This window comes from Geodermatophilus sp. CPCC 206100 (genome assembly GCF_048569675.1).
GTDB lineage: Bacteria > Actinomycetota > Actinomycetes > Mycobacteriales > Geodermatophilaceae > Geodermatophilus.
This window is the reverse complement of record NZ_JAQISV010000064.1, coordinates 1-25,624: the sequence shown is the minus strand read 5'-3', so window position 1 is coordinate 25,624 and position 25,624 is coordinate 1. Positions and strand designations below refer to the sequence as shown.

23 protein-coding genes and 1 pseudogene are annotated in these 25,624 nt (G+C 74.1%); 23 read left to right on the top strand and 1 reads right to left on the bottom strand.

Going from position 1 to position 25,624, the window contains the following annotated elements; all coding sequences use genetic code 11:
• From PGN05_RS23375 to PGN05_RS23360, 4 genes are all read left to right on the top strand, one after another.
• Positions 1 to 1,133, top strand: a 1,133-nt coding sequence (locus PGN05_RS23375) for a thiamine pyrophosphate-dependent enzyme (RefSeq protein WP_419754976.1), incomplete at its 5' end; no start/stop codon positions are given.
• Positions 1,130 to 1,489: an iron chaperone gene (locus PGN05_RS23370; RefSeq protein WP_419754975.1), complete on the top strand. Its 360-nt coding sequence runs from the start codon at positions 1,130 to 1,132 to the stop codon at positions 1,487 to 1,489. The genes PGN05_RS23375 and PGN05_RS23370, both read left to right, overlap by 4 nt.
• Positions 1,486 to 1,797, top strand: coding sequence for an ANTAR domain-containing protein (locus tag PGN05_RS23365; RefSeq protein WP_419754977.1), 312 nt, complete (start codon positions 1,486 to 1,488; stop codon positions 1,795 to 1,797). The genes PGN05_RS23370 and PGN05_RS23365 overlap by 4 nt, the downstream gene beginning before the upstream one ends.
• Before the next feature lie 167 nt (positions 1,798 to 1,964).
• Positions 1,965 to 2,507, top strand: a complete 543-nt coding sequence (locus PGN05_RS23360; RefSeq protein WP_419754974.1) for a 2,4'-dihydroxyacetophenone dioxygenase family protein — start codon at positions 1,965 to 1,967, stop codon at positions 2,505 to 2,507.
• Here PGN05_RS23360 and PGN05_RS23355 read toward each other — a convergent pair.
• Positions 2,504 to 3,769 (bottom strand): isochorismate synthase, encoded by a 1,266-nt coding sequence (locus tag PGN05_RS23355; RefSeq protein WP_419754973.1) that lies wholly within the window; start codon positions 3,767 to 3,769, stop codon positions 2,504 to 2,506. The two genes, PGN05_RS23360 and PGN05_RS23355, sit on opposite strands and share 4 nt — an antisense overlap.
• Before the next feature lie 62 nt (positions 3,770 to 3,831).
• On the opposite strand from PGN05_RS23355, the gene PGN05_RS23350 reads away from it, so the two are divergent.
• The 19 genes and pseudogenes from PGN05_RS23350 (at position 3,832) to PGN05_RS23260 (ending at position 25,485) form a co-directional block, all read left to right on the top strand.
• Positions 3,832 to 4,554 carry a demethylmenaquinone methyltransferase gene (locus PGN05_RS23350; protein WP_419754972.1) on the top strand — a complete coding sequence of 241 codons (723 nt, stop codon included), beginning with the start codon at positions 3,832 to 3,834 and terminating at the stop codon, positions 4,552 to 4,554.
• Between the two features lie 209 nt (positions 4,555 to 4,763).
• Entirely contained in the window at positions 4,764 to 6,023 is a 1,260-nt protein-coding gene (locus PGN05_RS23345; RefSeq protein WP_419754971.1) for a geranylgeranyl reductase family protein, read from the top strand.
• Positions 6,024 to 6,121: 98 nt separating this feature from the next.
• Positions 6,122 to 6,484: an NADH-quinone oxidoreductase subunit A gene (locus PGN05_RS23340; protein ID WP_419754970.1), complete on the top strand. Its 363-nt coding sequence runs from the start codon at positions 6,122 to 6,124 to the stop codon at positions 6,482 to 6,484.
• 13 nt (positions 6,485 to 6,497) lie between these two features.
• Positions 6,498 to 7,049 (top strand): annotated as a pseudogene (locus PGN05_RS23335) (NuoB/complex I 20 kDa subunit family protein); the annotation flags it as partial.
• A gap of 232 nt (positions 7,050 to 7,281) precedes the next feature.
• Positions 7,282 to 8,028, top strand: coding sequence for an NADH-quinone oxidoreductase subunit C (locus PGN05_RS23330; RefSeq protein ID WP_419754969.1), 747 nt, complete (start codon positions 7,282 to 7,284; stop codon positions 8,026 to 8,028).
• A complete protein-coding gene (locus PGN05_RS23325) occupies positions 8,025 to 9,356 on the top strand; it encodes an NADH-quinone oxidoreductase subunit D (protein WP_419754968.1) in 1,332 nt (443 codons plus the stop codon). Before PGN05_RS23330 ends, PGN05_RS23325 begins: the two co-directional genes overlap by 4 nt.
• Complete coding sequence (gene nuoE, locus PGN05_RS23320) at positions 9,353 to 10,393, top strand: NADH-quinone oxidoreductase subunit NuoE (protein WP_419754967.1); 1,041 nt, start codon at positions 9,353 to 9,355, stop codon at positions 10,391 to 10,393. The genes PGN05_RS23325 and nuoE overlap by 4 nt, the downstream gene beginning before the upstream one ends.
• Positions 10,394 to 10,396: 3 nt before the next feature.
• Entirely contained in the window at positions 10,397 to 11,725 is a 1,329-nt protein-coding gene (nuoF, locus tag PGN05_RS23315; protein ID WP_419754966.1) for an NADH-quinone oxidoreductase subunit NuoF, read from the top strand.
• Positions 11,722 to 14,178, top strand: coding sequence for an NADH-quinone oxidoreductase subunit G (locus PGN05_RS23310; RefSeq protein WP_419754965.1), 2,457 nt, complete (start codon positions 11,722 to 11,724; stop codon positions 14,176 to 14,178). The genes nuoF and PGN05_RS23310 overlap by 4 nt, the downstream gene beginning before the upstream one ends.
• Positions 14,175 to 15,653 (top strand): NADH-quinone oxidoreductase subunit NuoH, encoded by a 1,479-nt coding sequence (gene nuoH, locus PGN05_RS23305; RefSeq protein WP_419754964.1) that lies wholly within the window; start codon positions 14,175 to 14,177, stop codon positions 15,651 to 15,653. The genes PGN05_RS23310 and nuoH overlap by 4 nt, the downstream gene beginning before the upstream one ends.
• Positions 15,646 to 16,317, top strand: a complete 672-nt coding sequence (nuoI, locus tag PGN05_RS23300; RefSeq protein ID WP_419754963.1) for an NADH-quinone oxidoreductase subunit NuoI — start codon at positions 15,646 to 15,648, stop codon at positions 16,315 to 16,317. The genes nuoH and nuoI overlap by 8 nt, the downstream gene beginning before the upstream one ends.
• Complete coding sequence (locus PGN05_RS23295) at positions 16,314 to 17,159, top strand: NADH-quinone oxidoreductase subunit J (protein ID WP_419754962.1); 846 nt, start codon at positions 16,314 to 16,316, stop codon at positions 17,157 to 17,159. The genes nuoI and PGN05_RS23295 overlap by 4 nt, the downstream gene beginning before the upstream one ends.
• On the top strand, positions 17,156 to 17,455 hold the full coding sequence (gene nuoK / locus PGN05_RS23290; RefSeq protein WP_419754961.1) for an NADH-quinone oxidoreductase subunit NuoK: 300 nt from the start codon (positions 17,156 to 17,158) through the stop codon (positions 17,453 to 17,455). Before PGN05_RS23295 ends, nuoK begins: the two co-directional genes overlap by 4 nt.
• Positions 17,456 to 17,474: 19 nt before the next feature.
• Entirely contained in the window at positions 17,475 to 19,370 is a 1,896-nt protein-coding gene (nuoL, locus tag PGN05_RS23285) for an NADH-quinone oxidoreductase subunit L (protein ID WP_419754960.1), read from the top strand.
• Positions 19,371 to 19,401: 31 nt separating this feature from the next.
• Positions 19,402 to 21,033, top strand: coding sequence for an NADH-quinone oxidoreductase subunit M (locus tag PGN05_RS23280; RefSeq protein WP_419754959.1), 1,632 nt, complete (start codon positions 19,402 to 19,404; stop codon positions 21,031 to 21,033).
• Positions 21,033 to 22,595 (top strand): NADH-quinone oxidoreductase subunit NuoN, encoded by a 1,563-nt coding sequence (gene nuoN, locus PGN05_RS23275; protein ID WP_419754958.1) that lies wholly within the window; start codon positions 21,033 to 21,035, stop codon positions 22,593 to 22,595. The genes PGN05_RS23280 and nuoN overlap by 1 nt, the downstream gene beginning before the upstream one ends.
• Positions 22,595 to 23,656 carry a polyprenyl synthetase family protein gene (locus PGN05_RS23270; protein ID WP_419754957.1) on the top strand — a complete coding sequence of 354 codons (1,062 nt, stop codon included), beginning with the start codon at positions 22,595 to 22,597 and terminating at the stop codon, positions 23,654 to 23,656. Before nuoN ends, PGN05_RS23270 begins: the two co-directional genes overlap by 1 nt.
• 22 nt (positions 23,657 to 23,678) lie before the next feature.
• Positions 23,679 to 24,902 (top strand): PQQ-dependent sugar dehydrogenase, encoded by a 1,224-nt coding sequence (locus tag PGN05_RS23265; protein WP_419754956.1) that lies wholly within the window; start codon positions 23,679 to 23,681, stop codon positions 24,900 to 24,902.
• A gap of 127 nt (positions 24,903 to 25,029) precedes the next feature.
• Complete coding sequence (locus tag PGN05_RS23260; RefSeq protein WP_419754955.1) at positions 25,030 to 25,485, top strand: hypothetical protein; 456 nt, start codon at positions 25,030 to 25,032, stop codon at positions 25,483 to 25,485.
• Positions 25,486 to 25,624 lie beyond the last annotated feature (139 nt).

The window sequence follows — 25,624 nt, the reverse complement described above, 5'->3', positions numbered from 1 at the left end:
CCCCCGCCGAGCCCCCCGGGCCGTGGGCCGGCCGCCCCGGGGGCGCGCCGTGGACCAGCGGGACCGGCGGGCCGCCGCCGGTCGCGGAGCTCCCGGCCGGCCCGGCGCGCACGCTGGTCGTCGCCGGCGACGCCCCGGCTCCGCTGGGCCGTGCCGCCGCCGCGCTGGCCGCCGCGCAGGGCTGGCCGGTGGTCGCCGAGCCCTCCAGCGGGGCCTGGTCGGCCGGTCTGCGCGGCGGAGCGCTGCTGCTGGGCGTGCCCGGCTGGCTGGCCGCGCACCGGCCCGAGCGGGTGCTGGTGGTGGGCCGGCCGACGCTGTCCCGGCCGGTGTCGGCGCTGCTGGCCGACCCGGCCGTGCGGGTGGAGACGGTCGCCGCCGCGCCCCGCTGGGCCGACGCCGGGCGCTCGACCGCGGCGGTCGGCGCCCTGCCCGCCCCGGGTGCCCCGGCGGACGGAGCCTGGCGCGCGGCCTGGGCCGCGGCCGCCGACGGGGTCGGGACGGCGGTCGACGGGCTGCTCGACGCCGCCGAGGGGCTGACCGCCGCCCGGCTCGCCCGGGACCTCGTCGCCGCCCTGCCCGACGGCGCGCTGCTGGTGCTCGGGTCGTCCACCCCGGTGCGCGACGCCGACCGGTTGGCCGTGCCCCGCCCGGGCCTCACCGTGCTGGCCAACCGCGGCGTCGCCGGGATCGACGGCACGGTCTCCACCGCCGTGGGTGCCGCGCTGGTGCACCAGCGGTCCGGCGGCGGCCCGGCGGTCGCGCTGCTGGGCGACCTCACGTTCCTGCACGACCTGCAGGGCCTGGTGGAGGGGGAGGGCGAGCTCCGGCCCGACCTCACCCTGGTCGTCCCGGACAACGACGGCGGTGGGATCTTCGCCCAGCTGGAGCCGGGGCAGCCGCGGCACGAGGCCGGCTACCGCCGGGTGTTCGGCACCCCGCACGGGCGGGACCTGGTCGCGGTGGCCGAGGCGCTCGGCTGGCCCGCGGTCCGGGTGGAGCGCCCCGGCGACCTGCGCGCCGCGCTCGCCGCCGGGGGGCCGCGGGTCGTCGTCGTCCGCACCGACCAGCGGGCCGAGGCCGGGCTGGCCGGCCGGCTGCGCACCGCCGCGGCCGAGGCCCTGGGAGGTCCGTGACGGCCGCCGCCACCACCGTCGACGAGTACCTCGCCGGGCTCCCCGAGGACGTCCGCGCCCGGGTGCAGGCCCTCCGGGAGGCGGTCCGGGACGCGGTGCCGGGGATCGGCGAGCGCATCAGCTACGGCATGCCGACCTTCGACCTCGACGGGCAGCCGCTGGTGCACGTGGCCGCCTGGAAGCGGCACATCGCGCTGTACCCGCTGCCGCGGGAGGTCGCCGACCCGGATCTCGAGGCGGCCGTGGCGCCCTACCGCGGAGCCAAGGACGCGATGCACCTGCCGCACCGGCAGCCCCTGCCGGTGTCCGTGGTGACCCGGGTCGTGCTCGAGCTGGTCCGGCGCCGCGGGACCTGATCGGCGGTCGCGGGGGTCCGCCGCGGGCCTTCGACGCCGAGTCCGAGGACGTCGGGCTGCTGCTCGCCGCGCACGCCGCCGTCGCCCTGGCCGGTGCGCGGCTGGAGGACCACCTGCGCAGGGCGGTGAGCAGCCGCGACCTCATCGGGCAGGCCGAGGGGATCCTCATGGAGCGGTACGAGCTGACGTCCGACCAGGCCTTCCAGGTGCTCGCCCGGGTGTCGCAGCAGACCGATCGCAAGCTGGTCGACATCAGCGACGAGCTCTGCCGGACCGGGACGCGGCCCGGCCGTCGGTTGAGCCGCTGATCGTCCGGGCACGGCTGACCCACGGTCCCTGCGGTGGCCGGCAGCCGCATGGACCCAGGCCCGGCAGTCGAGCACACCGGCTGCCGGGCCGCCTGCCGGTCCGGGCTGGCCTCCGGCGCGCCCGCGGAGCACGCTGTGACCTCCCTCACACCGATGGAGGAGGCCTCATGGTCAGCCCCGAGCGCGAGACCGGCCGCGAGTTCTGGCGCGACATCAAGCCGATCGACAACGTCTTCCGCAAGGACGCCGCCCCGGAGATCTTCCTGCCCGACACCCTCGACGGGGACGAGCGGTACTTCATCCCGCTGTCGGACACGGTCGGCTCCCGGCCGCTGTGGATCTCCCTGACGCAGAACCGGTGGGCCGACGTCCTGTGGGCCAAGGAGGCGGGGCTGGTCAACCGGCACTACCACCCCCACCAGGTCTTCGGGTACACGCTGTCGGGGAGGTGGAGCTACCTGGAGCACGACTGGGTGGCCACCAAGGGCACGTTCGTCTACGAGACACCCGGCGAGGCGCACACGCTGGTGGCCCACGAGTCCGACGAGCCGATGCGGGTGCACTTCAACGTGACCGGCCCGCTCATCTGGCTGGACGAGAACGGCGAGCCCAACGGCACCTTCGACGCCTACGACTACCTCGAGCTGGCGCGCGACCACTACGAGAAGGTCGGGCTGGGCGCCGCCGCGGTGGAGAAGCTGCTGCGCTAGCCCTCGAGGGCGGCCTGGACGGCGGCGAACTTCGCCTGGGTCTCGGCCAGCTCGGCGGCCGGGTCGGAGCCGGCGACGATGCCGCAGCCGGCGAACAGCCGGGCGGTGGCGGGGTCGCGGTCGTCGAGCTGGGCGCAGCGCAGGGCCAGCCCGAACTCGCCGTCGCCACGGGCGTCCAGCCAGCCCACCGGGCCGGCGTAGCGGCCGCGGTCCATCCCCTCCAGCTCGCCGATGAGCGCAGCGGCGGCCGCCGTGGGCGTGCCGCAGACCGCGGCGGTGGGGTGCACCGCGCCGACCAGCTCGAGCAGCCCGGCCCGCCCGCGGGGGCGCTGGACGGCGGTGACGTCGGTGGCCAGGTGCCGGACGTTGGCCAGCGTCAGCAGCCGCGGCTCCGCGGGGGCGGTCAGGGTGCTGCAGAAGGGGTCGAGGGCGCGCACCAGCGAGTCGACGGCGAGCGCGTGCTCGGCGCGGTCCTTGGCCGAGCCCAGCAGCGCGGCGGCCAACCGCTCGTCGTCCGCCCCGGCTCCGCGCGGCGCCGTCCCGGCCAGCACGCGGGAGGAGAGCTCGCGGCCGGTGCGGCGCAGCAGCAGCTCGGGGGTGGCGCCCAGCAGACCGTCGACGGCGAAGGTCCAGCAGCCGGGGAAGCGGGCGGCGAGCCGGCCCAGCAGGGCGCGCGGGTCCAGGGGCGCGTCGGCGGTGACCAGCAGGTCGCGGGCGAGCACCACCTTCTCCAGGTCGCCGGCGCCGATGCGCTCGACCGCCGCCGCCACCGTCGAGCACCACGACGCGGGGTCCAGCACCCCGTCGGCGTAGCGCAGCCGGCCCAGCGGCGCGGGCGCCGCCGCGGACGGGGAGGCCAGCGCGTCGGCCGGGTCGGCGTCCCCGGTGGTGGTCACCCACGCCACCCCGGCGCGGCGGCCGACGACGACCTCGGGGACGACGAAGACCGACGTCCCGGCGGCCGGGTCGAAGGCGATGCTGGCGAAGACCACCGGCCCCGAGCCCGGGACGCCGAGACGGTCGTCGACGTCCAGCCCGGCGCTGTGCTCGGCCCACCACGCCGCCGCCTCGGCCAGCGCCCGCGGGCCGGAGACCTCCAGCCGGGCGGCCTCGCCCCAGCCGACCAGGCCCTCGCCGTGCCGCACCCACGACAGCGCCCCGTCGGCCGGCAGCAGGTCGAGCAGGTGCGGGGCGGTCTCGAGCGGGGTCGTGGTGACGACGGGCGTGACCGACTCCCGGGAGGTCACGGCGGCCGCGGTCACGGACCCAGGGTAGGTGGCGCGTGCGCCGTGCCGCCGGGGACGGCCTTGTAACGTCAGCCGCCGTGGGAGACCGGGCAGGGAGCGCACACACCGGAGGACGGGCCGGTCTGGACAAGCGGCCCGCCGACGTCGCGGCCATGTTCGACGCCGTCGCCCGGCGCTACGACCTCACCAACACGGTGCTCTCCGCCGGGCTGGACGCCTCCTGGCGGCGGGCCACCCGCGAGGCCCTGGGCGCGCGGGCCGGCCAGACGGTCCTCGACGTCGCGGCCGGGACGGCGGTGTCGACGGTGGAGCTGGCCGGCGACGGCATCACCGCGATCGCCTGCGACTTCTCCCAGGGGATGCTGCGCGCGGGCGCCGGCCGGCCGGTGCCCAAGGTGGCCGGGGACGCGATGGCCCTGCCGCTGGCCGACGAGAGCGTGGACGGCGTCGTCATCTCCTTCGGCCTGCGCAACGTGGCCGACCCCGACGCCGCGCTGCGCGAGTTCACCCGGGTGACCCGGCCCGGCGGCACGCTCGTCGTCTGCGAGTTCTCCAGCCCGACGTGGACGCCGTTCCGCACCGTCTACACCGAGTACCTGATGCGCGCGCTGCCGCGGATCGCCCGGGCGGTCAGCAGCAACCCCGACGCCTACGTCTACCTCGCCGAGTCGATCCGGGCCTGGCCCGACCAGCCGGCCCTCGCCGCCCGGCTGCAGGACGCCGGCTGGACCGACGTCGGCTGGCGCAACCTGACCGGCGGCGTCGTCGCCCTGCACCGCGGGCGCAAGCCCCGCACCTGACCCCTCGTCCCCGCCGAGATCGCCGATCTCGCACGTCTGGCGCCTCGGGAGGCGCCGAGATCGCCGATCTCGCACGGCTGGAGGGGTCCTCTCCGGGCGCCTTCTGGCCGGCGACTTGTCACCCGTGTCACACCTCGGCCTAGAGTAGTGACCGACAGACTTTGTGAAGCAATTCACAAAGTCGTGAGGAACTCTCCGAGGGGGCCGAGGTGGACGACCGCGACCGGCGGGCCGACGTGGTCGTCGTCGGCGCCGGCCCCGCAGGGTCGTCGGCCGCCTGGCACCTGGCCCGCGCCGGCCACGACGTCGTCGTCCTCGAGAAGGCCCGGTTCCCGCGCGAGAAGGTGTGCGGCGACGGGCTCACCCCGCGCGGGGTCAAGGCACTGGCCGACCTGGACGTCGACACGACCGGCTGGGTGCGGCACCGGGGGCTGCGGGTCACCGGCGGCGGCCAGGTCGTCGAGGTCGACTGGCCGACGCTGGACCGCTGGCCCTCGTACAGCCTGGTCCGCAACCGCCGCGACCTGGACGCGCAGCTGGCCGCGCACGCCGAGGCCGCCGGCGCCCGGGTGGTGCAGGACGTCACGGTCACCGACCCCCTGCTCGACGAGGCCGGCCGGGTCGCCGGCGTGCACGCCACCGAGGGCCCCGACCGCACTCCCGGAACCTGGCGCGCGCCCCTCGTCGTCTCCGCCGAGGGGCTCTCCGGGCGGCTGGGCAAGGCCCTCGGCCTGGTCCGTCGCGAGGACCGCCCGCTCGGCGTCGCCGTCCGCCGATACGTCACCTCGCCGCGGACGTCCGACTCCTACCTCGACATCTCCTTCGACCTCACCGCGTCCGGCCCGAGCGCCGACTCGATGCCCGGCTACGGCTGGGCGTTCGGCATGGGCGACGGCACGAGCAACGTCGGATTCGGCCTGCTCGACAGCCGGCGCGGCACCGGCGCCGAGCCGCGGGCGGTGCTGCGCGAGTGGCTGGCGACCCTGCCGCCGGAGTGGCAGTTCGGGGACGAGCACGCCGTCACCCCGCTGCGCGGCGCGGGCCTGCCGATGGCCCTGCACCGCCGCCCCGCCTACACGCGGGGCCTCCTCCTCGCCGGCGACGCCGCGGGCACGGTCAACCCGTTCAACGGGGAGGGGATCAGCTACGCCCTGGAGACCGGTGCGATGGCGGCAGAGGCCGCGGTCGGCGCCCTCGCCCGGCCGGAGGGGCCGGCCCGGGAGGCCGTGCTGCGCCGCTACCCGGCCCGGCTCCGCGAGGAGTACGGCCGGCACCACCGGCTCGGGACGGCGTTCCTGGCGCTGCTCGACCGGCCCGGCCTGGTCCGCTTCGCCACCGCGCACGGGCTCAAGCGCCCCGCGATGGTCGCGGCCGCGCTGAGGCTCATGGGCAACCTCTCCGACGGCCGGGACGGCGACCGGTTCGACCGCGTCGTCGCCGTCCTGACCCGGCTGGCACCGGCGGTCTGAGCCATGCGCGCCGTCACGAGCTGCCGCCATGTCGACACGCTGTGTCGACTGTTCCCCGATCCACTGTCCGTGATCTCCGCCACCGTAGGGTGCCGCTGATGCTCTCGACCTACGTCCCGATCGTGGGGCTGTTCGCGCTGGCCGCGGCGTTCGCGCTGTTCTCGGTCACCGTCGCCCCGTTCGTGGGACCGCGCCGGTACAACAAGGCCAAGCTCGCCGCCTACGAGTGCGGCATCGAGCCGGTCGACCAGCCGCTGACCGGCGGTCGCTTCCCGGTCAAGTACTACCTGGTCGCGATGCTCTTCATCGTGTTCGACATCGAGATCGTCTTCCTCTACCCGTGGGCCGTCGCCAACGACGCGCTCGGCGTCTTCGGGCTGATCGAGATGGTCGTGTTCATCGGGACCGTCTTCATCGCGTACGCCTACGTGTGGCGTCGCGGCGGGCTCGACTGGGACTGACGGGAGCGCATCCATGGGACTCGAGGAGAAGCTGCCCAGCGGCGTCCTGCTGACCACCGTCGAGAAGCTGGTCAACTGGACCCGCAAGTCCTCGCTGTGGCCGGCCACGTTCGGGCTGGCCTGCTGTGCGATCGAGATGATGGCCACCGGCGCCGGCCGCTACGACCTTGCCCGGTTCGGCATGGAGGTCTTCCGCGCCTCGCCGCGGCAGGCCGACCTGATGATCGTGGCCGGCCGGGTGAGCCAGAAGATGGCGCCGGTCCTGCGCCAGATCTACGACCAGATGCCCGAGCCGCGCTGGGTGCTGGCCATGGGCGTGTGCGCGAGCTCCGGCGGGATGTTCAACAACTACGCGATCGTGCAGGGCGTCGACCACATCGTCCCGGTGGACATGTACCTGCCCGGCTGTCCGCCGCGGCCGGAGATGCTCACCGACGCGATCCTCAAGCTGCACCACAAGATCATGAACGAGCCGCTCGGGCCGAAGCGGGCGCGCGAGCTGGAGCGGGCCCGCGAGGAGGGCCGCGCGAAGGAGCTGCACGTGGAGATGCCCTCGTCCGTGCGGGCGCACAAGGCGTCGCGGGAGGCCTACGAGCGGGCCGCCGCCGAGCGGCGCACCGGCCAGTTCGCGATCGAGCAGCGCGGGGGCAACGCCGTGCTGCTGCCGGAGCCGTACGTGCGGAGCGACCGGTGAGCAACGCGACGACGACGGGCGGGCGAGCATCGCCACAGGTTGGGGGCAGCTCCCGCCTGCGGGGGACAGCGACCGAGGAGCGGAACGAGCCCGGAGTGGAGTCATGAGCAACGACGGCGGCTTCCCGACCCCGGGTCCGGACGGCGGCCAGCAGGGCGTCGGCGGGCCCTCCGGCGGCTTCCGCCGCGGCGCCTTCGGCGTCTCCGGCAGCGGCGACACCTCCGGCTTCGGCGGCCTGGTGCGGGTCGAGCCCGGTGGCGCGGTCGCCCTGCACTCCACCGAGCGCCCCTACGGCGGCTACTTCGACGAGGTGACCGACGCGCTCATCGAGGCGGTCGGACAGTCGACGTACGACGCCGCCGTCCAGCGGGTGCTGGTCGACCGGGGCGAGATCACCTACTTCGTCCTCCGCGAGCACCTCCTGACGCTGGTCCAGGCGCTGCGCGACGACGAGGCACTGCGCTTCGAGCTGTGCAGCAGCGTCTCGGGCGTCGACTACCTCGACAGCGGCGGCCCGGCGGCGACGTCCTCCCGGCCGCGGCTGCACGTCGTCTACCACCTGACCTCGATGACCTACCGGCGGCGGATCCGCCTGGAGGTCGCCGTGACCGCCGAGGACCCGCACGTCCCGTCGGTGACCGGCGTCTACCCGACGGCGGACTGGCACGAGCGCGAGACCTGGGACATGTTCGGCGTCGTCTTCGACGGCCACCCCGCGCTCACCCGGATCCTCATGCCCGACGACTGGGACGGCCACCCCCAGCGCAAGGACTACCCGCTCGGCGGGATCCCGGTCGAGTACCACGACGCGACGATCCCGCCGCCGGACACCCGGAGGGCCTACCGATGACGAGCACGTACAACGCCAGCGACCCGTACGCCGGCTCGCGGGAGACCACCGAGGGCCGCGTCTACACGGTCACCGGCGGCGACTGGGACCAGACGCTCGGCACCGAGGCGTACGGCGAGGAGCGCCTCGTCGTCAACATGGGCCCCCAGCACCCGTCCACCCACGGCGTGCTCCGCCTGGTGCTCGACCTCGAGGGCGAGACGGTGACCAAGGCGCGGGTGGTCATCGGCTACCTGCACACCGGCATCGAGAAGAACACCGAGTACCGCAACTGGGTGCAGGGCACCACCTTCGTGACGCGGATGGACTACCTGGCGCCGCTGTACAACGAGGCCGGCTACTCGATGGCGGTCGAGAAGCTGCTCGGCATCGAGGTGCCGCAGCGCGCTCAGACCATCCGCGTGCTGGTCATGGAGCTCAACCGGATCGCCTCGCACCTGGTCGCCCTGGCCACCTTCGGCATGGAGATGGGCGCGCTCACCGGCATGACCAACGGCTTCCGGGAGCGCGAGCTGGTCCTCGACCTGCTCGAGGAGATCACCGGGCTCCGGATGAACCACGCCTACATCCGCCCCGGCGGGCTGGCGCAGGACCTGCCCGACGGCGCGGTCCAGCACATCCGCGAGTTCCTCGAGGTCATGCCGGCCCGGGTCGCCGACTTCCACAAGCTGCTCACCGGCCAGCCGATCTGGCAGGCCCGGCTCAAGGACGCCGGCTACCTCGACGTCACCGGCTGCCTCGCGCTCGGCGTCACGGGCCCGGTGCTGCGGGCGGCGGGCCTGCCGTGGGACCTGCGCAAGGTCGAGCCCTACCTCGGCTACGAGACCTACGACTTCGAGGTGCCGACCGCCGACACCTGCGACGCCTGGGGCCGCTATCTGGTCCGCATGGCGGAGATCACGGAGTCGCTCGGGCTGGTCGAGCAGGCGCTCGACCGGCTGGCGCCCGGTCCGGTGATGGTGGAGGACCGGAAGATCGCCTGGCCGGCGCAGCTGTCCCTGGGCCCCGACGGCATGGGCAACTCCCTGGAGCACGTCCAGCACATCATGGGCCAGTCGATGGAGTCCCTGATCCACCACTTCAAGCTCGTCACCGAGGGCTTCCGGGTGCCGGCGGGCCAGGTCTACGTGCCGCTCGAGTCCCCGCGCGGCGAGCTCGGCTACCACGTGGTGAGCGACGGCGGCACCCGGCCGTGGCGGGTCCACGTGCGCGACCCCAGCTTCGTCAACCTGCAGGCGACGGCAGCGATGAGCGAGGGCGGCATGATCGCCGACGTCATCGCGGCGATCGCCTCCCTGGACCCCGTGATGGGGGGAGTCGACCGATGAGCGCGCTCCCGGGGAGTGCCGAGGGGACGGCGGTGACGGGGCTGGACTCCAGCCCGGTCGAGCCCGCGCCCCTCGACCTGCCGCCCCTGACCGAGCAGACCCGGCTCGAGGCGCGGGAGATCATCGCCCGCTACCCGCAGCCGCGGTCGGCGCTGCTGCCGATGCTGCACCTGGTGCAGAGCTACCAGGGCTACGTCTCGCCCGAGGGCGTGGCGCTGTGCGCCGAGGAGCTGGGGCTGACCAAGGCCGAGGTGGGCGCGGTCGCGACCTTCTACACGATGTACAAGCGCCGTCCCACCGGCCGGCACCTGGTCAGCGTCTGCACCAACACCCTGTGCGCGGTCCTCGGCGGGCAGCGCATCTTCGACGCGCTGAGCGCCGACCTCGGCGTCCACCACGACGAGACGGCGCCGGACGGGTCGGTCACGCTCGAGCACGCCGAGTGCCTCGCCGCGTGCGACTACGCGCCCGTCGTCACGGTCGACTACGAGTTCTACGACCAGCAGGACGTCGAGAGCGCCCGCGCCCTGGTCGCGGCGCTCCGCCGGGGCGAGAAGCCGCACCCCACCCGCGGCGCCCCGCTGACCGACTTCCGCGGGATCTCCCGCCAGCTGGCCGGCTTCTCGCAGTACGAGGACCCCTACGAGATGGCGGCCGCCATCGACGCCGAGGGCCACCTCGAGCCCACGCTCGCCGGGCTGCGGCTGGCCGTCGAGCGCGGTGAGTCCGCGCCGCCGATGCCCGTGGAAGGACCCCGTCCTCCCCACCCTTCGCAAGCTCAGGGCGGGCCCCGGGACGGGGCCGGGGAGACGGTGCGGCCCTCCGGTCGCACCGGCCAGACGCCGGGGGAGGAGGCCGCCGACGCCCGCGTCGCCGCCGCCGACACCCCGGCCGAGCAGGCCGGCGCCGCCGGGTCGCACCCGGACGCGCCCGAGCCGGCCGGCCGCCGGCTGCCCGACGGCGAGACCGGCACCGAGACCCCGCCCGCGGCCGAACCGGCCACCGGCACCACCCCGACCAAGAGCAAGGAGGCCTGACCCGTGCCTCTCGCACCCGTGCTCACGTCCCGCTGGGGCGCCCACCGGTCCTGGCGGCTGTCCACCTACGAGCAGCTCGAGGGCTACTCCGCCCTGCGGACGGCGCTCGGGATGACCCCGGACGAGCTGGTGTCGCTGGTGAAGGACTCCGGCCTGCGTGGCCGAGGCGGCGCCGGCTTCCCGACCGGCATGAAGTGGAGCTTCATCCCGCAGCCCAAGCCCGGCGAGACGCCGACCGGCCCGGCCGCGCTGCCCAAGTACCTGGTGGTCAACGCCGACGAGGGCGAGCCGGGCACCTGCAAGGACCTCCCGCTGATGATGGCCGACCCGCACTCGCTCATCGAGGGCGTGGTCATCGCGGCGTACGCGATCCGCTCGAAGCTGGCGGTCATCTACGTGCGCGGCGAGGCGGTGCACGCCCACCGGCGGCTGCAGTCGGCCGTCGACGAGGCCTACGCCGCCGGCTACCTCGGCACGGACATCCTGGGCTCGGGCTACGACCTGGAGCTCATCGTCCACGCCGGGGCGGGCGCCTACATCTGCGGCGAGGAGACAGCGCTGCTGGACTCGCTGGAGGGCTACCGGGGCCAGCCGCGCCTCAAGCCGCCGTTCCCCGCGGTCGCCGGCCTCTACGGCGCCCCGACGGTCATCAACAACGTCGAGACGCTGGCCAGCGTGCCGTTCGTCGTCCGCGGTGGGTCCGACTGGTTCAAGGAGTTCGGCCCGGAGAAGTCCCCGGGACCGAAGATCTACTCGCTGTCGGGCCGCGTCGTCCGGCCGGGCCAGTACGAGGCCCCCATGGGGACGACGATGCGCGAGCTGCTGGAGATGGCCGGCGGCGTCCGCCCCGGGCACCAGCTGAAGTTCTGGACGCCGGGCGGCTCCTCGACGCCGTACTTCACCGCCGAGCACCTCGACGTCCCGCTGGACTTCGACTCGGTCGCCGCGGCCGGCTCCATGCTCGGCACCACGGCGCTCATGGTCTTCGACGAGACCGACTCGATCGTCGAGGCGACCCTGCGGTTCACCGAGTTCTACGCGCACGAGAGCTGCGGCAAGTGCACGCCCTGCCGGGAAGGCACCTACTGGCTGGTCCAGATCCTCGAGCGGCTGGTGCACGGCCGCGGCACGGCGGCCGACCTGGACCTGCTGACCGACACCTGCGACAACATCCTGGGCCGCTCGTTCTGCGCCCTGGGTGACGGCGCGACCAGCTGCATCGCCAGCTCGCTGAAGTACTTCCGCGACGACTACGTCGCGCTGCTGCCCCCGGAGGAGCAGGCCCGCCTGGGCCGGTCCCTGCGGCTCGAGCCCGTCGGAGTGGCCTCGTGACGACCCCCCAGCCCGCGCCCGCGGCCGTTCCGGCGGTGCCGGGCGCGCACACCCCGCCGGACGCCGTCCACTGCGTCATCGACGGCTTCGACGTCGCGGTGCCCAAGGGGACGCTGATCATCCGCGCCGCGGAGCAGGTCGGCATCCAGATCCCGCGGTTCTGCGACCACCCGCTGCTGGAGCCGGTCGGCGCCTGCCGCCAGTGCCTGGTGGAGGTGGAGGGCCAGCGCAAGCCGGTCGCCTCCTGCACCATGCCGGTGACCGACGGGATGGTGGTGAAGAGCCAGCTCAGCAGCCCGGTCGCGGACAAGGCGCAGCAGGGCACGATGGAGCTGTTGCTGATCAACCACCCGCTCGACTGCCCGGTCTGCGACAAGGGCGGGGAGTGCCCGCTGCAGAACCAGGCGATGAGCAACGGCCGCACCGAGAGCCGGTTCATCGACGTCAAGCGGACCTATCCGAAGCCGCTGCCGATCAGCAGCGAGATCCTGCTCGACCGCGAGCGCTGCGTGCTGTGCGCCCGGTGCACCCGGTTCTCCGCGCAGGTGGCGGGCGACCCGTTCATCGAGCTGTTCGAGCGGGGCGCGCTGGAGCAGGTCGCCATCTACGAGGACGAGCCCTTCTCCTCCTACTTCTCGGGCAACACCACCCAGATCTGCCCGGTCGGTGCGCTCACCAGCGCCCAGTACCGGTTCCGTGCGCGCCCGTTCGACCTGCGCAGCGAGCCCAGCGTCTGCGAGCACTGCGCGTCGGGCTGCGCCCAGCGCAGCGACTACCGGCGCGGGAAGGTCACCCGCCGGCTGGCCGGTGAGGACCCGGCGGTGAACGAGGAGTGGAACTGCGACAAGGGGCGCTTCGCCTTCCGCTACGCCACCGCCAACGACCGGCTCACCACGCCGCTGGTCCGGCGGGACGGCGTGCTGGAGCCGGCGTCCTGGCCCGAGGCGTGGGCGGTGGCGGCCGACGGGCTGCGCGCCGCGCGGGCGGCCGGGGGCGTCGGGGTCCTGCCCGGCGGCCGGCTGACCGTCGAGGACGCCTACGCCTACGCGAAGTTCGCGCGGGTCGCGCTGGGCACCAACGACGTCGACGCCCGGGCGCGCGCGCACTCGGCGGAGGAGCTGGCCTTCCTCGCCGGCTACGTGGCGGGCACCGGGCCGTTCAACGGGGCGGTCACCTACGACGACCTGGGCGACGCCCCGGCGGTCCTGCTCGCCGGCTTCGAGCCGGAGGAGGAGTCGCCGATCGTCTTCCTCCGGCTGCGCCGCGCCGTCCGCACGCGCAAGCTGCCGGTCTTCGACCTCGCGCCGTTCGTCACCCGGGCCGCGGAGAAGCTGCAGGCCACCGTGCTCACCACGATCCCCGGCACCGAGGCCCGCTCGCTGGCCGCGCTGGCGGAGGGCACGTGGGGCGGGCCGGCGGTGGCCGCGCTGCGGCAGCCGGGCGCGGTGGTCCTCGCCGGTGAGCGGCTGGCCGAGTCGCCGGGTGCGTTCTCCGCGCTGGCCGCCCTCGCCCGCGCCACCGGCTGCCGGGTGGCGTGGGTGCCGCGACGGGCCGGCGAGCGCGGCGCGGTCGAGGCGGGGGCGCTGCCCACGCTGCTCCCGGGCGGGCGCCCGGTCAGCGACGCCGGGGCGCGGGCACAGGTCGCCGCCGCCTGGGGCGTCGCCGAGCTGCCCGCCGTCCCGGGCCGCGACACCGACGGCATCCTGGCGGCGGTCACCCACGGGCAGCTCGCCGGCCTGCTGGTCGGCGCGGTCGACGTCGCCGACCTGCCCGACCCGCGGCTGGCCGAGGCCGCCCTGGCCGACGCGCAGTTCGTGGTGAGCCTGGAGATGTTCCCCAGCGCGGTCACCGCGCACGCCGACGTCGTCCTGCCCGTCGCGGCCGCCCCCGAGAAGGCCGGGGCCTACCTGGACTGGGAGGGCCGGCTGCGCCCGTTCGACGCCACCCTGCACGGCACCGGGCAGCTGCCCGACGGCCGCGTGCTGCAGGGCCTGGCCGACGAGCTCGACGTCGACCTCGGGCTGCCCGCGCCGGAGGTGGCGCGGGCCGAGCTCGCGGCCCTCGGGGTGGTCGCCGAGCGACCCGACGTGCACGGCCTGGACGTCGTCCCGCCCGAGGACCCGGTGCTCGCCGCCGACGAGGCGGTGCTCGCCTCGTGGCGCCAGCTGCTCGACGTCGGCACGCTGCTGCGCGACGAGCCCGAGCTGGCCGGCACCGCCCGCCCGGCGGTCGCCCGCCTCGGCAAGGACGTCGCCCGGCGGCTGGGCCTGGCCGACGGTGACCGGGTCACAGTCTGCGGTGCGATGGGGGAGGTCAGCCTGCCCGTGCTGGTGACCGAGATGCCCGACCAGGTCGTCTGGCTGCCGATGCGCTCGCCCGGCAGCGAGCTCCGGGCCCAGCTGGGGACCCCGCCCGGCGGTGTCGTGCGCCTGATCGCCGGAGGTGCGGCATGATCGTCCTGGCCGCGGCCGACCAGCCGACCCTCGAGGACTTCGGCAACGACGTCTGGTGGATCGTCCTCATCAAGATCGTCGGCATCTTCGTCGTCCTCGTGCTCCTGACGCTGTTCGCGATCGTCTTCGAGCGCAAGGTCGTCGCGCGCATGCAGCAGCGGATCGGCCCCAACCGGGTCGGCCCCCGCGGCTACCTGCAGAGCCTCGCCGACGGGCTGAAGCTGGCGTTCAAGGAAGACATCATGCCGGCGCTCGCGGACAAGCCGGTCTACTTCCTGGCCCCGGTGATCGCCACCATCCCGGCGTTCCTGGCCTTCTCCGTCATCCCGCTGGGCCCGACGGTCAGCATCTTCGGTGAGCGCACCCCGCTGCAGCTCACCGACGCCCCCATCGGCGTGCTCGTCGTGCTGGCCTGCTCGGCGATGGGCGTCTACGGCATCGTGCTGGCCGGGTGGGCATCGGGCTCGACCTACCCACTGCTGGGCAGCCTGCGCAGCGCCGCGCAGATGGTCAGCTACGAGATCGCGATGGGGCTGTCGATCGTCGCGGTGTTCCTCTACGCCGGCACGATGTCGACCTCGGAGATCGTCGCGGCCCAGGCCGACGGCAACCAGGTCTCCTTCTTCGGCCTGGAGTTCACCGGGCCGAGCTGGTACGCGATCCTGCTGCCGATCTCCTTCGTCATCTACGCGATCGCGGTGGTCGGGGAGACAAACCGGGCGCCCTTCGACCTCCCGGAGGCCGAGAGCGAGCTGGTCGGCGGCTTCCACACCGAGTACTCGTCACTGAAGTTCGCGCTGTTCTTCCTCGCCGAGTACATCAACATGGTCACCGTCTCCGCGCTGGCCGCGACGCTGTTCCTCGGCGGCTGGCGGGCGCCGTGGCCGGTCTCCATCTGGGACGGCGCGAACTCCGGCTGGTGGCCGCTGCTGTGGTTCTTCGTCAAGGTCGCCGCCGCGCTGTTCGTGTTCATCTGGCTGCGCGGCACGCTGCCCCGGCTCCGCTACGACCAGTTCATGCGGTTCGGCTGGAAGGTGCTGGTCCCCACCGCCCTGGTGTGGATCCTCGCCGTGGCCACCATGCGCACCGTCGCCCGCGAGGCCGATCTCTCCACCGGCCAGGTGGCGCTGTTCGTCGGCGTCCCCATGGCGCTGGTGGTGCTGGCCGTCCTGCTCGTCGCCAGCCGGGCCAGCAACCGCGATACCCGGATCGCGGCGACCAAGGCCGCGGCCGGCTCCATCCACCCGACCGACGCCGAGCCGGAGGTGCTGCCCCCCGCCGGGCCGCGCCACCGGCCGGCGCAGCCCAGCGGCCCGAGCCGGGCCGAGGGCGGCTTCCCGATCCCGCCCATGGACCTCGCGGTGCCGCCCTCGCCGCGGCTGCGCCGCCGCGAGCCGGTGGCCCCGGACGGCGCCGTCGTCAGCACCGGCCGGCGGTCGGCCGCCACCACCACCCAGGAGGACGGCGATGTCTGACCGCAACCCGCCCGCCGAGGGCAGCGAGAAGGGGCTGGCGCAGGCCGCCCGCGGCGAGCTGGCCCGGCGCGACCGCGACGCGGGGCCGGTCAAGCGGTCGAGCTGGCTGCCCGGGCCCGGCCAGGGATTCGGGGTCACCTTCGCCCAGATCTTCCGCAAGGTGACGACGGAGGAGTACCCCGAGGTCGCCAAGGTGACCAAGCCGCGCTACCACGGCCGGCACGTGCTCAACCGGCACCCCGACGGGCTGGAGAAGTGCGTCGGCTGCGAGCTGTGCGCCTGGGCCTGCCCCGCCGACGCCATCTACGTGGAGGGCGGGGACAACACCGAGGACGCGCGCTACTCGCCCGGTGAGCGGTACGGGCGCGTCTACCAGATCAACTACCTGCGCTGCATCTTCTGCGGGCTGTGCATCGAGGCCTGCCCGACCCGGTCGCTGACCATGAGCAACGACTTCGAGCTGGCCGACGACGACCGCCGGGAGCTCATCTACACCAAGGAGCAGCTCATGGCCCCGCTCCTGCCCGGCATGGAGGCCCCGCCGCACCCGATGCGGCTGGGGGACGACGAGAAGGACTACTACGTCCGGACGCCGGGGACCGTCCCGCCGACCGACCCCTCCGCCGGGTCGCGCGAGGACCAGCCCGTGGGGGGTCAGGCATGAGCGTGCTGGCCGCGGCCGCCGACGACGCCGTCCAGCTGGGCACCGGCGAGGCGGTCGTCTTCTGGGTGCTGGGCCCGATCGCCCTGGCCGGCGCCCTCGGCATGGTGCTCTCGCGCAACGCCGTCCACTCGGCGCTGTGGCTGGTCAACACGATGCTGGCGCTGGGCGTCTTCTACGTCGTCCAGGAGGCCCCGTTCCTCGGGGCGGTGCAGATCATCGTCTACACCGGCGCGATCATGATCCTCTTCCTCTTCGTGCTCATGCTGGTCGGCCGCGACTCGTCGGACTCGGTGGTGGAGACCCTCCGCGGCCAGCGGATCGCCGCGATCGTGCTGGGCATCGGGTTCGCCGGGCTGGTCGGCGCGGGCATCGCCCGGGCCACCCAGGACCTCCCGGTCACCGGCCTGGCGGCGGTGCAGGGCGGGGAGACCAGCAACATCGAGCTGATCGCCGAGCTGCTGTTCACCCGCTACCTGCTGGCCTTCGAGGTGACCAGCGCGCTGCTGATCACCGCCGCCGTCGGCGCCATGGTGCTCGCCCACATCGAGCGCGACCCCGACGCCCGGCGCAGCCAGAAGGACCTGTCCCGCGCCCGGTTCCTCACCGACCGGCCGCAGACGCTGCCCGGACCCGGCGTGTTCGCGCGGGCCAACTCGGTCGCCACCCCCGCGCTGCTGCCCGACGGCCGGCTCGCGGAGGACAGCTTCGCGACCGGGATCGAGCCGCAGGAGGTCGACCAGATGCCGCGGCCCACCGGCCGGGGCGAGCTCGGCACGCCCGACGCGGCGCTCGGCACCCTCGACCCCGCGCCCAGCGACATCCCGGGGGGACGCGAGCGATGACCCTGACCAACTACCTGGTGCTCGCGGCGATCCTGTTCACCATCGGCGCGGTCGGCGTGCTCGTCCGGCGCAACGCGATCGTCGTGTTCATGTGCGTCGAGCTGATGCTGAACTCGGTGAACCTCACGCTGGTCACCTTCGCCCGGGCCAGCGGCACCGTCGACGGCCAGATCATGGCGTTCTTCGTCATGGTCGTCGCCGCCGCCGAGGTCGTCGTCGGCCTCGCGATCATCATGTCGATCTACCGGACCCGCCGGTCGGCGTCGGTCGACGACGCCAACCTGCTCAAGTACTGACGAGACGGGGACCCCGGGAATGGACACCGTGCCCGCCGACGGGCTGCTTGCTGCCTCCTGGCTGTTGATCGCACTGCCGCTGGCCGGCGCCGCCGTGCTGCTGCTCGGCGGCCGGCGCACCGACCGGTGGGGCCACCTGCTGGGCACCGGCACGGTGGTGGCCGCCTTCGTGCTCGGCCTGCTGTGCACGTTCGCCCTCGACGGCCGGCAGGTGGACGTCGACCTGTTCACGTTCGCCGCCGTCGGGTCGCTGGACGTCCAGGCCGGGCTGCTGTTCGACCCACTGTCGGCGGTGTTCGTCCTGCTGATCACCGGCGTGGGCGCCCTCATCCACGTCTACTCGATCGGCTACATGGCGCACGACCCGCGGCGCCGGCGGTTCTTCGCGTACCTCAACCTGTTCGTCGCCGCGATGCTCCTGCTGGTCCTCGGCGACAACTTCGTGGCCCTCTACGTGGGCTGGGAGGGCGTGGGCCTCGCGTCCTACCTGCTCATCGCGTTCTGGCACGACCGCCCCGCGGCGGCCACCGCCGCGAAGAAGGCGTTCATCATGAACCGGGTCGGCGACGTCGGGCTGGCCCTGGCGATCTTCCTGATGTTCGCCCAGCTCGGCACGGTGTCCTACGAGGGCGTCTTCGGCTCGGTCGGCCTGCTGGCCGGCGGCACGGTCACCGCGATCGGCCTGCTGCTGCTCCTCGGCGCGTGCGGCAAGTCCGGCCAGTTCCCGCTGCAGGCGTGGCTCCCCGACGCGATGGAGGGCCCGACGCCCGTCTCGGCGCTGATCCACGCCGCGACCATGGTCACCGCCGGCGTGTACCTCATCGCGCGCAGCGCCCCGATCTACGACGCGACGCCGACCGCGCGCGCCGTGGTCATGGCCGTCGGTGCGATCACGCTGATGATCGGCGCCATCGCCGGGTGCGCCCAGGACGACATCAAGAAGGTGCTGGCCTACTCGACGGTCAGCCAGATCGGCTACATGTTCCTCGCCGTCGGCCTGGGTCCGATCGGCTACGTGGCGGGGCTGGCGCACCTGCTCACCCACGGCTTCTTCAAGGCCGGGCTGTTCCTCGGCGCCGGGTCGGTCATGCACGCGATGAACGACTCGGTGGACATGCGCCGCTTCGGCGGGCTGGCCTCGAAGATGAAGGTCACCTTCGTGACGTTCGGCCTGGGCTACCTGGCGCTGATCGGGTTCCCGTTCCTGTCCGGCTTCTACAGCAAGGACGCCATCATCGAGGCCGCGTTCGACCGCGGCGACGGCTGGGGTTACGTCCTCGGCGGGGTGGCGATCCTGGCCGCGGGGCTGACCGCCTTCTACATGACCCGGCTCATGCTCATGACCTTCTTCGGCCGGCCCCGGTGGGAGGAGGGCGTCCACCCGCACGAGTCCCCGTCGGTCATGACCGTGCCGATGATCGTGCTGGCCGTCGGCTCGGTGCTCGCCGGGTTCCTGTTGGTGGTCGCCTTCCCGCTCGAGGAGTGGCTGGCGCCGGTGTTCGGCGAGCCGGAGGCGGCCGAGCACGTGGTCGCGCCGCTGGTGGTCAGCGTCCTGGTCACCGTGGTGATGGCGCTCGGCGTCCTCGCCGCCTGGCTGTTCGTCGGCCGGCGCGAGGTGCCGGTCACCGCGCCGGCGCGGGTCTCGCTGCCGGTGCGCGCCGCCCGCCGGGCGCTGTACGCCGACACGGTCAACGAGTCGCTGTTCATGCGCCCCGGCCAGTGGCTGACCCGCGCGCTGGTCTTCGTGGACAACCGCGGGGTGGACGGCGCGGTGAACGGGCTGGCCGCCACCCTGGGCGGCTCGTCCTCGCGGCTGGGCCGCACCCAGACCGGCTTCGTGCGCTCCTACGCCCTGTCGATGCTCGGCGGCGCGGTCGTCGTCGCGGGCGCCCTGCTGGCGGTGACGGCCGGATGACCGGGCTGCTCCTGGATCGAGAGGCGACGTCGTGACCGACTTCCCCTGGCTGCTCACCATGATCGCCGTCCCGGCGGTGGGAGCGGCCGTGGTGGCCGCCCTGCCCCGGGGCCGCGACCAGCTGGCCAAGCAGGTCGCGCTGGGCGTCAGCGCGCTGGTGTTCCTGCTCGCCGTCCTCGCGACGATCGCCTTCGACACCGGCGGCGACCGGTTCCAGCTGACCACCTCGGTGTCCTGGATCCCCGACTTCGGCGTCGACTTCGCCCTCGGGGTCGACGGCATCGCGCTGGTCATGCTGCTGCTCATCGGCGTCCTGGTGCCCGTGGTCGTGGTCGCCTCCTGGCGGGACACCCCGACGGCCAACCGCTCGATGAGCACCTTCTTCGCCTGGCTGCTGCTGCTCGAGGCGATGATGGTCGGCGTCTTCGCCGCGACCGACGTCTTCCTCTTCTACGTCTTCTTCGAGGCGATGCTGGTCCCGATGTACTTCCTGATCGGCAGCTTCGGCGGGCCGCGACGGCAGTACGCGGCAGTCAAGTTCTTCCTCTACAGCCTGGTCGGCGGGCTGGTCATGCTGGCCGCCGTCATCGGGCTGTACGTGGTCAGCGCCAGCGAGCTGGGCGAGGGCACCTTCGCCTTCGACGCGCTGCGCCAGATCGAGATCGACCCCGGCGTGCAGAAGCTGCTGTTCCTCGGCTTCTTCGTGGCCTTCGCGATCAAGGCGCCGCTGGTGCCCTTCCACACCTGGCTCCCCGACTCCGGTGCCGAGGCCCCCATCGGCGGCGCGGTGCTGCTGGTCGGCGTCCTCGACAAGGTGGGCACGTTCGGGTTCATCCGCTACTGCCTGCCGCTGTTCCCCGACGCCTCCCGGGACCTCGCGCCGTTCGTCCTGGTGCTCGCCGTGGCCGGCATCCTCTACGCCGCGCTGCTGGCAATGGGGCAGACGGACATGAAGCGGCTGGTGTCCTACACCTCGATCGCGCACTTCGGCTTCATCGCGCTCGGCATCTTCGCGTTCACCACCGAGGCCACCACGGGTGCGGTGCTCTACATGGTCAACCACGGCATCGCGACCGGGCTGCTGTTCCTCGTCGTCGGCATGCTCATCGCCCGCGGGGGCTCCCGGCAGATCGGCGACTACGGCGGCGTCGCGCGGCAGGCGCCGCTGCTGGCCGGCGTCTTCCTGATCGCGGGGCTCGCCTCGCTGGCGCTGCCGGGCACCAACAGCTTCGTCAGCGAGTTCCTCGTGCTGATCGGGTCCTTCCCGACCTGGCCGGTGTTCACGATCATCGCCACCGTCGGCATCATCCTGGCCGCGCTGTACGTGCTGCTCATGTACCAGCGCACGATGCACGGCCCGCCGCGCGGCGTGCTGCTGGAGACCGACGAGGGGACGCCGGCCCCCGCGGGGCACGCCGGTGGTGGCAGCACGGCGACGCTCGCGCCGCCGGCCGCCGCCTCCGCTCGGCTGCGGGTGCACGACCTCGGCCGACGGGAGATCGCCGTCGCCGCCCCGATGGTCGCGCTGGTGATCGCGCTCGGCGTCTACCCGCAGCCGCTCCTCGACCTCATCGAGCCGGCGGTCGCCGCCACGATGGTCGACGTCGGCGCCGACCCGGCCGGCGTGGCGCCGGCCACCACCGACGCCGGAGGGACGAACTGATGGTCAGCGCGGTGGATGCGATCACCGCCCCCAGCCTGTCGCTGGGCGCCCTCGCCCCGTTCCTCTTCGTCTTCGGGGCCGCCTGCATCGGGGTCCTGGTCGAGGCCTTCGGGCCCCGGGACACCCGGCACCCGGTCCAGGTGGCCGTGGCGCTGGTCGGCACCCTCGGCGGGCTGGTGACCAGCCTGCTGGTGGCGGGGGAGCGGGACGTCACCGCAGGCGGTGCGCTGGCCGTCGACGGTCCCGCGGTGTTCCTCCAGGCCACCATCGCCGGCCTCGGCGCGCTGTCGCTGCTGCTGTTCGCCGAGCGGTCGCTGGACCCGGCGCGGTCGTCGTTCGTCGCGGTCGCGGCGGTGCCCGCCGGCAGCCCGCGGGACCGCGAGCTGCTGACCTCGTCGCGCGTCCAGAGCGAGGTCTACCCGCTGGCGACCTTCGCCATCGGCGGCATGATGCTGTTCGTCGCGGCCAACGACCTGCTCATCATGTTCGTCGCGCTCGAGGTGCTCAGCCTGCCGCTGTACCTGATCAGCGGGCTGGCCCGCCGCCGGCGGCTGCTCTCGCAGGAGGCGGCGGTCAAGTACTTCCTCCTCGGCGCCTTCGCCTCGGCGTTCTTCCTCTACGGCCTCGCGCTGGTCTACGGGGCGACCGGCAGCATCCGGCTGGCCGACATCCGCTCGGCCGCCGCGGCGACCGGCACCGACGTGCTGCTGGTCCTCGGCCTGGCGCTGCTCGTGGTGGGCCTCCTGTTCAAGGCCAGCGTCGCGCCGTTCCACTCCTGGACGCCGGACGTCTACCAGGGTGCGCCCACGCCGGTGACCGCCTTCATGGCCGCCTGCACCAAGGTCGCCGCGTTCGGCGCCATCCTGCGGCTGCTCTACGTCGCCTTCGGCACCGCCGAGTGGACCTGGCGCCCGCTGGTGTACGGCATCGCGATCGTCTCGATGGTCGTGGGCGCCGTCCTGGGGCTCACCCAGACCGACTTAAAGCGGCTGCTGGCCTACTCCTCCATCGCGCACGCCGGCTTCCTGCTCACCGGCGTCATCGGGTTCGGCAGCGGTGCCGACGGCGCCGGCTCCGGGCTGGCCGGCACGATGTTCTACCTGCTGGCCTACGGACTCACCACGCTGGGCGCCTTCGCCGTCCTCACCCTGGTGCGCGACGGCGACGGCGAGGCCACCCACCTCGCCCAGTGGGCCGGCCTGGCCCGCCGGTCGCCGGTCACCGCCGCGGTGATGGGGCTGTTCCTGCTGGCGCTCGCCGGCATCCCGCTCACCAGCGGCTTCACCGGGAAGTTCGCCGTCTTCCGGGCCGCGATCGACGACGGCGCCTGGCCGCTGGTCGTGGTCGCGCTGCTCGCCAGCGCCGTGGCGGCGTTCTTCTACCTGCGGGTGCTCGTGCTCATGTACTTCAGCGAGCCGGCGGCCGACGGGCCCACGGTCGGCGTGCCCGGACTCCCGACCACGATCGTGCTGGCCGTGACGGTCACCGCGACCGTCGTGCTGGGCGTCGTCCCCGGGGCGGTGCTCGACCTCGCCCAGTCGGCGGCTAGATTCGTCGGCTGATGACCGGAGCCAGCGCCGCCGCCGTCGACGGGGACACCCCGGCCGACACCTGGCAGCGGACCTCGTCCCCCGCCTCGACGATCGGGTCGTGGCTGCCCGAGGGCGACCTGGGTGTCCGCCTCGCCGCGGGGCTGTCGCGGGTCGAGGCCGCGCTGCTCACCGCCGTGCAGAGCGAGCACGCGTTCATCCAGGAGGCGGCCGGGCACCTCGTCGCGGCCGGCGGCAAGCGGTTCCGTCCGCTGCTCACGCTGCTCGCCGCCGAGCTGGGCGACCCGCAGGCCACCGGGGTGACCGAGGCCGCCGTGGTCTGCGAGCTGACCCACCTGGCGACGCTGTACCACGACGACGTCATGGACGAGGCCGCCGTCCGCCGCGGCGCGCCCAGCGCCAACAGCCGGTGGTCGAACAGCATCGCCATCCTCACCGGCGACCTGCTCTTCGCCCGCGCCTCCGACCTGCTCGCCGACCTCGGCCCCGAGGCGGTGCGGATCCAGGCGCGGACCTTCGAGCGGCTGGTCACCGGGCAGATCCGGGAGACCGTCGGTCCCCGCCCCGGCGACGACCCGGTCGCCCACTACCTCGAGGTGCTGGCCGACAAGACCGGCTCGCTGGTGGCCACCTCGGCCCGCTTCGGCGCCTCCTTCGGGGGGGCACCACCCGAGCTCGTCAGCGCGCTGACCGCCTTCGCCGAGGAGGTCGGCGTGGCCTTCCAGCTGTCCGACGACCTCCTCGACATCGTCAGCGAGGACGGCGCCTCCGGGAAGTCGCCCGGCACCGACCTGCGCGAGGGCATCGCCACGCTTCCGGCCCTCATCGCGCTGTCCGGGGACGACCCCGCCGAGGAGCGGCTGCGGGAACTGGTGTCCCGCCCGATCACCGACGACGACGAGCACGCCGAGGCCCTGGCCCTGCTCCGCTCGTCCGCGGCGCTGGCGCGGGCGACCGAGGTGCTCCGCGAGTACGCCGACCGCGCGCGGGCCCGGCTGTCCGAGGTCCCGGCCGGTCCGGTCCGCGACGCCCTCTCCGCGCTCTCGGAGTACGTCGTCACGCGCACGAGCTGAGCAGCGCAGGCATCCTGGGCGGGTGTCCCGCCGCCTGACCTGCCTGCTCACCGGCGTCCTGCTGCTCGTCGGGTGCAGTGGGACGCCGGAGCCACCACCGGAGGCGACGCCGTCCGCGGAGCCCCCCGGCCCCTCGGACGGCCCTCCCGCGCCGTCGACCGCGCCCCCCGCACCCCCCGCGCCGCCCGCCCTCGACGTCGCCGTGGTCGCCGACGGCCTCGACCACCCCTGGGACGTCGCGCAGGCTCCCGACGGCACCCTGCTGGTCGACGAGCGCGCCGGCGGGCTGACCGCCGTCCTCCCCGACGGGGCGGTGCAGGAGGTGGCGGCCGACTTCGACGACCTGTTCGCCGACGGCGAGACCGGCCTCATGGGCCTGGTCCTCGACCCGGCGTTCGACCAGAACCGGCGCTTCTACACCTGCCAGGGCCGCCAGGACGGCGGCACGCGGTCGATCGCGGTGGTCGCCTGGACCGTGGACCCCGCCTGGCGGACCGCCACGCGCGTCGCCGACCCGCTGCTGGGCGGCATCCCGGTGAACGAGCGCTCGGGCCGGCACGGCGGCTGCCGGCTGCGCTTCGACCCCTCGGGCGCGCTGCTCGTGGGCACCGGCGACAACGCCGTCGGCACCAACCCCCAGGACCTCGCCTCGCTGGCCGGCAAGGTCCTGCGCATCGACGCCGCCACCGGCCGGCCGGCACCCGGCAACCCCTTCGCCGACCGCGGTGGCGCCACCGCCTACCTGTGGAGCTACGGGCACCGCAACGTGCAGGGGCTGGCGGTCCGGCCCGGCACCGACCAGGTGTACGCCGCCGAGCAGGGCACTGACCGCGACGACGAGGCGACCCTGGTGCGGGCCGGGGGCAACGGCGGCTACGACCCGGCCGGCAGGGGCGGCTACGACGAGAGCGTGCCGATGACCGACCCGGCGCTGCCCGACGTCCTGCCGGCCACCTGGGCCTCCGGTGCGCCGACGATCGCCACCTGTGGGGCGACCTTCCTCGACGGCGACCAGTGGCAGGGCTACGAGGGGCTGCTCCTGCTCGCCGTCCTCAAGGACCAGGGCGTCCTGGCGCTGCGGGTGGCCGAGGACGGCCGCCTGGTCGAGCAGTTCCGGCTGCCGGAGCTGGAGGGGACGTACGGGCGGATCCGCACCGTCCAGCAGGGCGGCGACGGAGCCCTGTACGTGACGACCGACAACGGCGGCGCGGGCGACGTGCTACTGCGGGTCACGCCGCGCCCCTGACCCCGCGCGGGCTCCGGCGGGGCGGGACGGAGGTCCCTTGTGACGTGGATCACACGACGAAACGGTCTCGGTCGTTCCACGGAGAAGGGGGAAGCCGCACCGCGCGGCCTCTCCGAGAGGGGGAGACATGAAGCGTTCACGTCTGCTCGTCGTCGTCGGGATGACCGCGGCCATGACGGTAGGTGGTGTGAGTCCCGCCCTGGCCGACGGCGATCGGCACGGCGGCGGCTCGAGCGCGTCGGTCGACATCGGCAACCGGGCCTGGGCCAACGGTCATCCCGCACACCGGGTGGCGGTCAAGGTCGACTACCGGTGCTCGGACCACGACAAGCGCGGCGACATCTGGGTCGGGCTGTGGCAGAACGGCGCCTACTACGAGGGCAGCGACCGCGCCCGCTGCGACGGGCGGCACCGCGACGAGGTCGTCGACCTGCGCAAGCAGAGCCGGGAGCACGTCCACGACGGCCACGCCTACGTCAAGGCCGTGCTGAAGGCCGACCGTCAGACCGCCCGGGACGAGGCGCGAGTTCGCGTGTCCAACGCCGGCTCGCCGCGCGACGACCGTGGTGGGGGCCACCACTGAGAGAGGGCCCCGTCCTCCGCACCGTCAGGGCGGGGCCGCGTGAGTAGGGGAGTGCCCCGGGCGAGGAGGCCTCGCCCGGGGCACTCCCCTGTGTGCGGCCCTCCTGCCGGGGCCCGCCGCGAGCGGGGGGGCGGGGGGG

What these genes read in the sequence shown, in the direction of transcription:
- PGN05_RS23360 (WP_419754974.1), top strand. Translation starts at nt 1,965, where the DNA reads ATGGTCAGCCCCGAGCGCGAGACCGGCCGCGAGTTCTGGCGCGACATC.
- PGN05_RS23340 (WP_419754970.1), top strand. Translation starts at nt 6,122, where the DNA reads ATGCTCTCGACCTACGTCCCGATCGTGGGGCTGTTCGCGCTGGCCGCG.
- PGN05_RS23330 (WP_419754969.1), top strand. Translation starts at nt 7,282, where the DNA reads ATGAGCAACGACGGCGGCTTCCCGACCCCGGGTCCGGACGGCGGCCAG.
- PGN05_RS23325 (WP_419754968.1), top strand. Translation starts at nt 8,025, where the DNA reads ATGACGAGCACGTACAACGCCAGCGACCCGTACGCCGGCTCGCGGGAG.
- nuoE (WP_419754967.1), top strand. Translation starts at nt 9,353, where the DNA reads ATGAGCGCGCTCCCGGGGAGTGCCGAGGGGACGGCGGTGACGGGGCTG.
- nuoH (WP_419754964.1), top strand. Translation starts at nt 14,175, where the DNA reads ATGATCGTCCTGGCCGCGGCCGACCAGCCGACCCTCGAGGACTTCGGC.
- nuoI (WP_419754963.1), top strand. Translation starts at nt 15,646, where the DNA reads ATGTCTGACCGCAACCCGCCCGCCGAGGGCAGCGAGAAGGGGCTGGCG.
- PGN05_RS23295 (WP_419754962.1), top strand. Translation starts at nt 16,314, where the DNA reads ATGAGCGTGCTGGCCGCGGCCGCCGACGACGCCGTCCAGCTGGGCACC.
- nuoK (WP_419754961.1), top strand. Translation starts at nt 17,156, where the DNA reads ATGACCCTGACCAACTACCTGGTGCTCGCGGCGATCCTGTTCACCATC.
- nuoL (WP_419754960.1), top strand. Translation starts at nt 17,475, where the DNA reads ATGGACACCGTGCCCGCCGACGGGCTGCTTGCTGCCTCCTGGCTGTTG.
- nuoN (WP_419754958.1), top strand. Translation starts at nt 21,033, where the DNA reads ATGGTCAGCGCGGTGGATGCGATCACCGCCCCCAGCCTGTCGCTGGGC.
- PGN05_RS23270 (WP_419754957.1), top strand. Translation starts at nt 22,595, where the DNA reads ATGACCGGAGCCAGCGCCGCCGCCGTCGACGGGGACACCCCGGCCGAC.
- PGN05_RS23260 (WP_419754955.1), top strand. Translation starts at nt 25,030, where the DNA reads ATGAAGCGTTCACGTCTGCTCGTCGTCGTCGGGATGACCGCGGCCATG.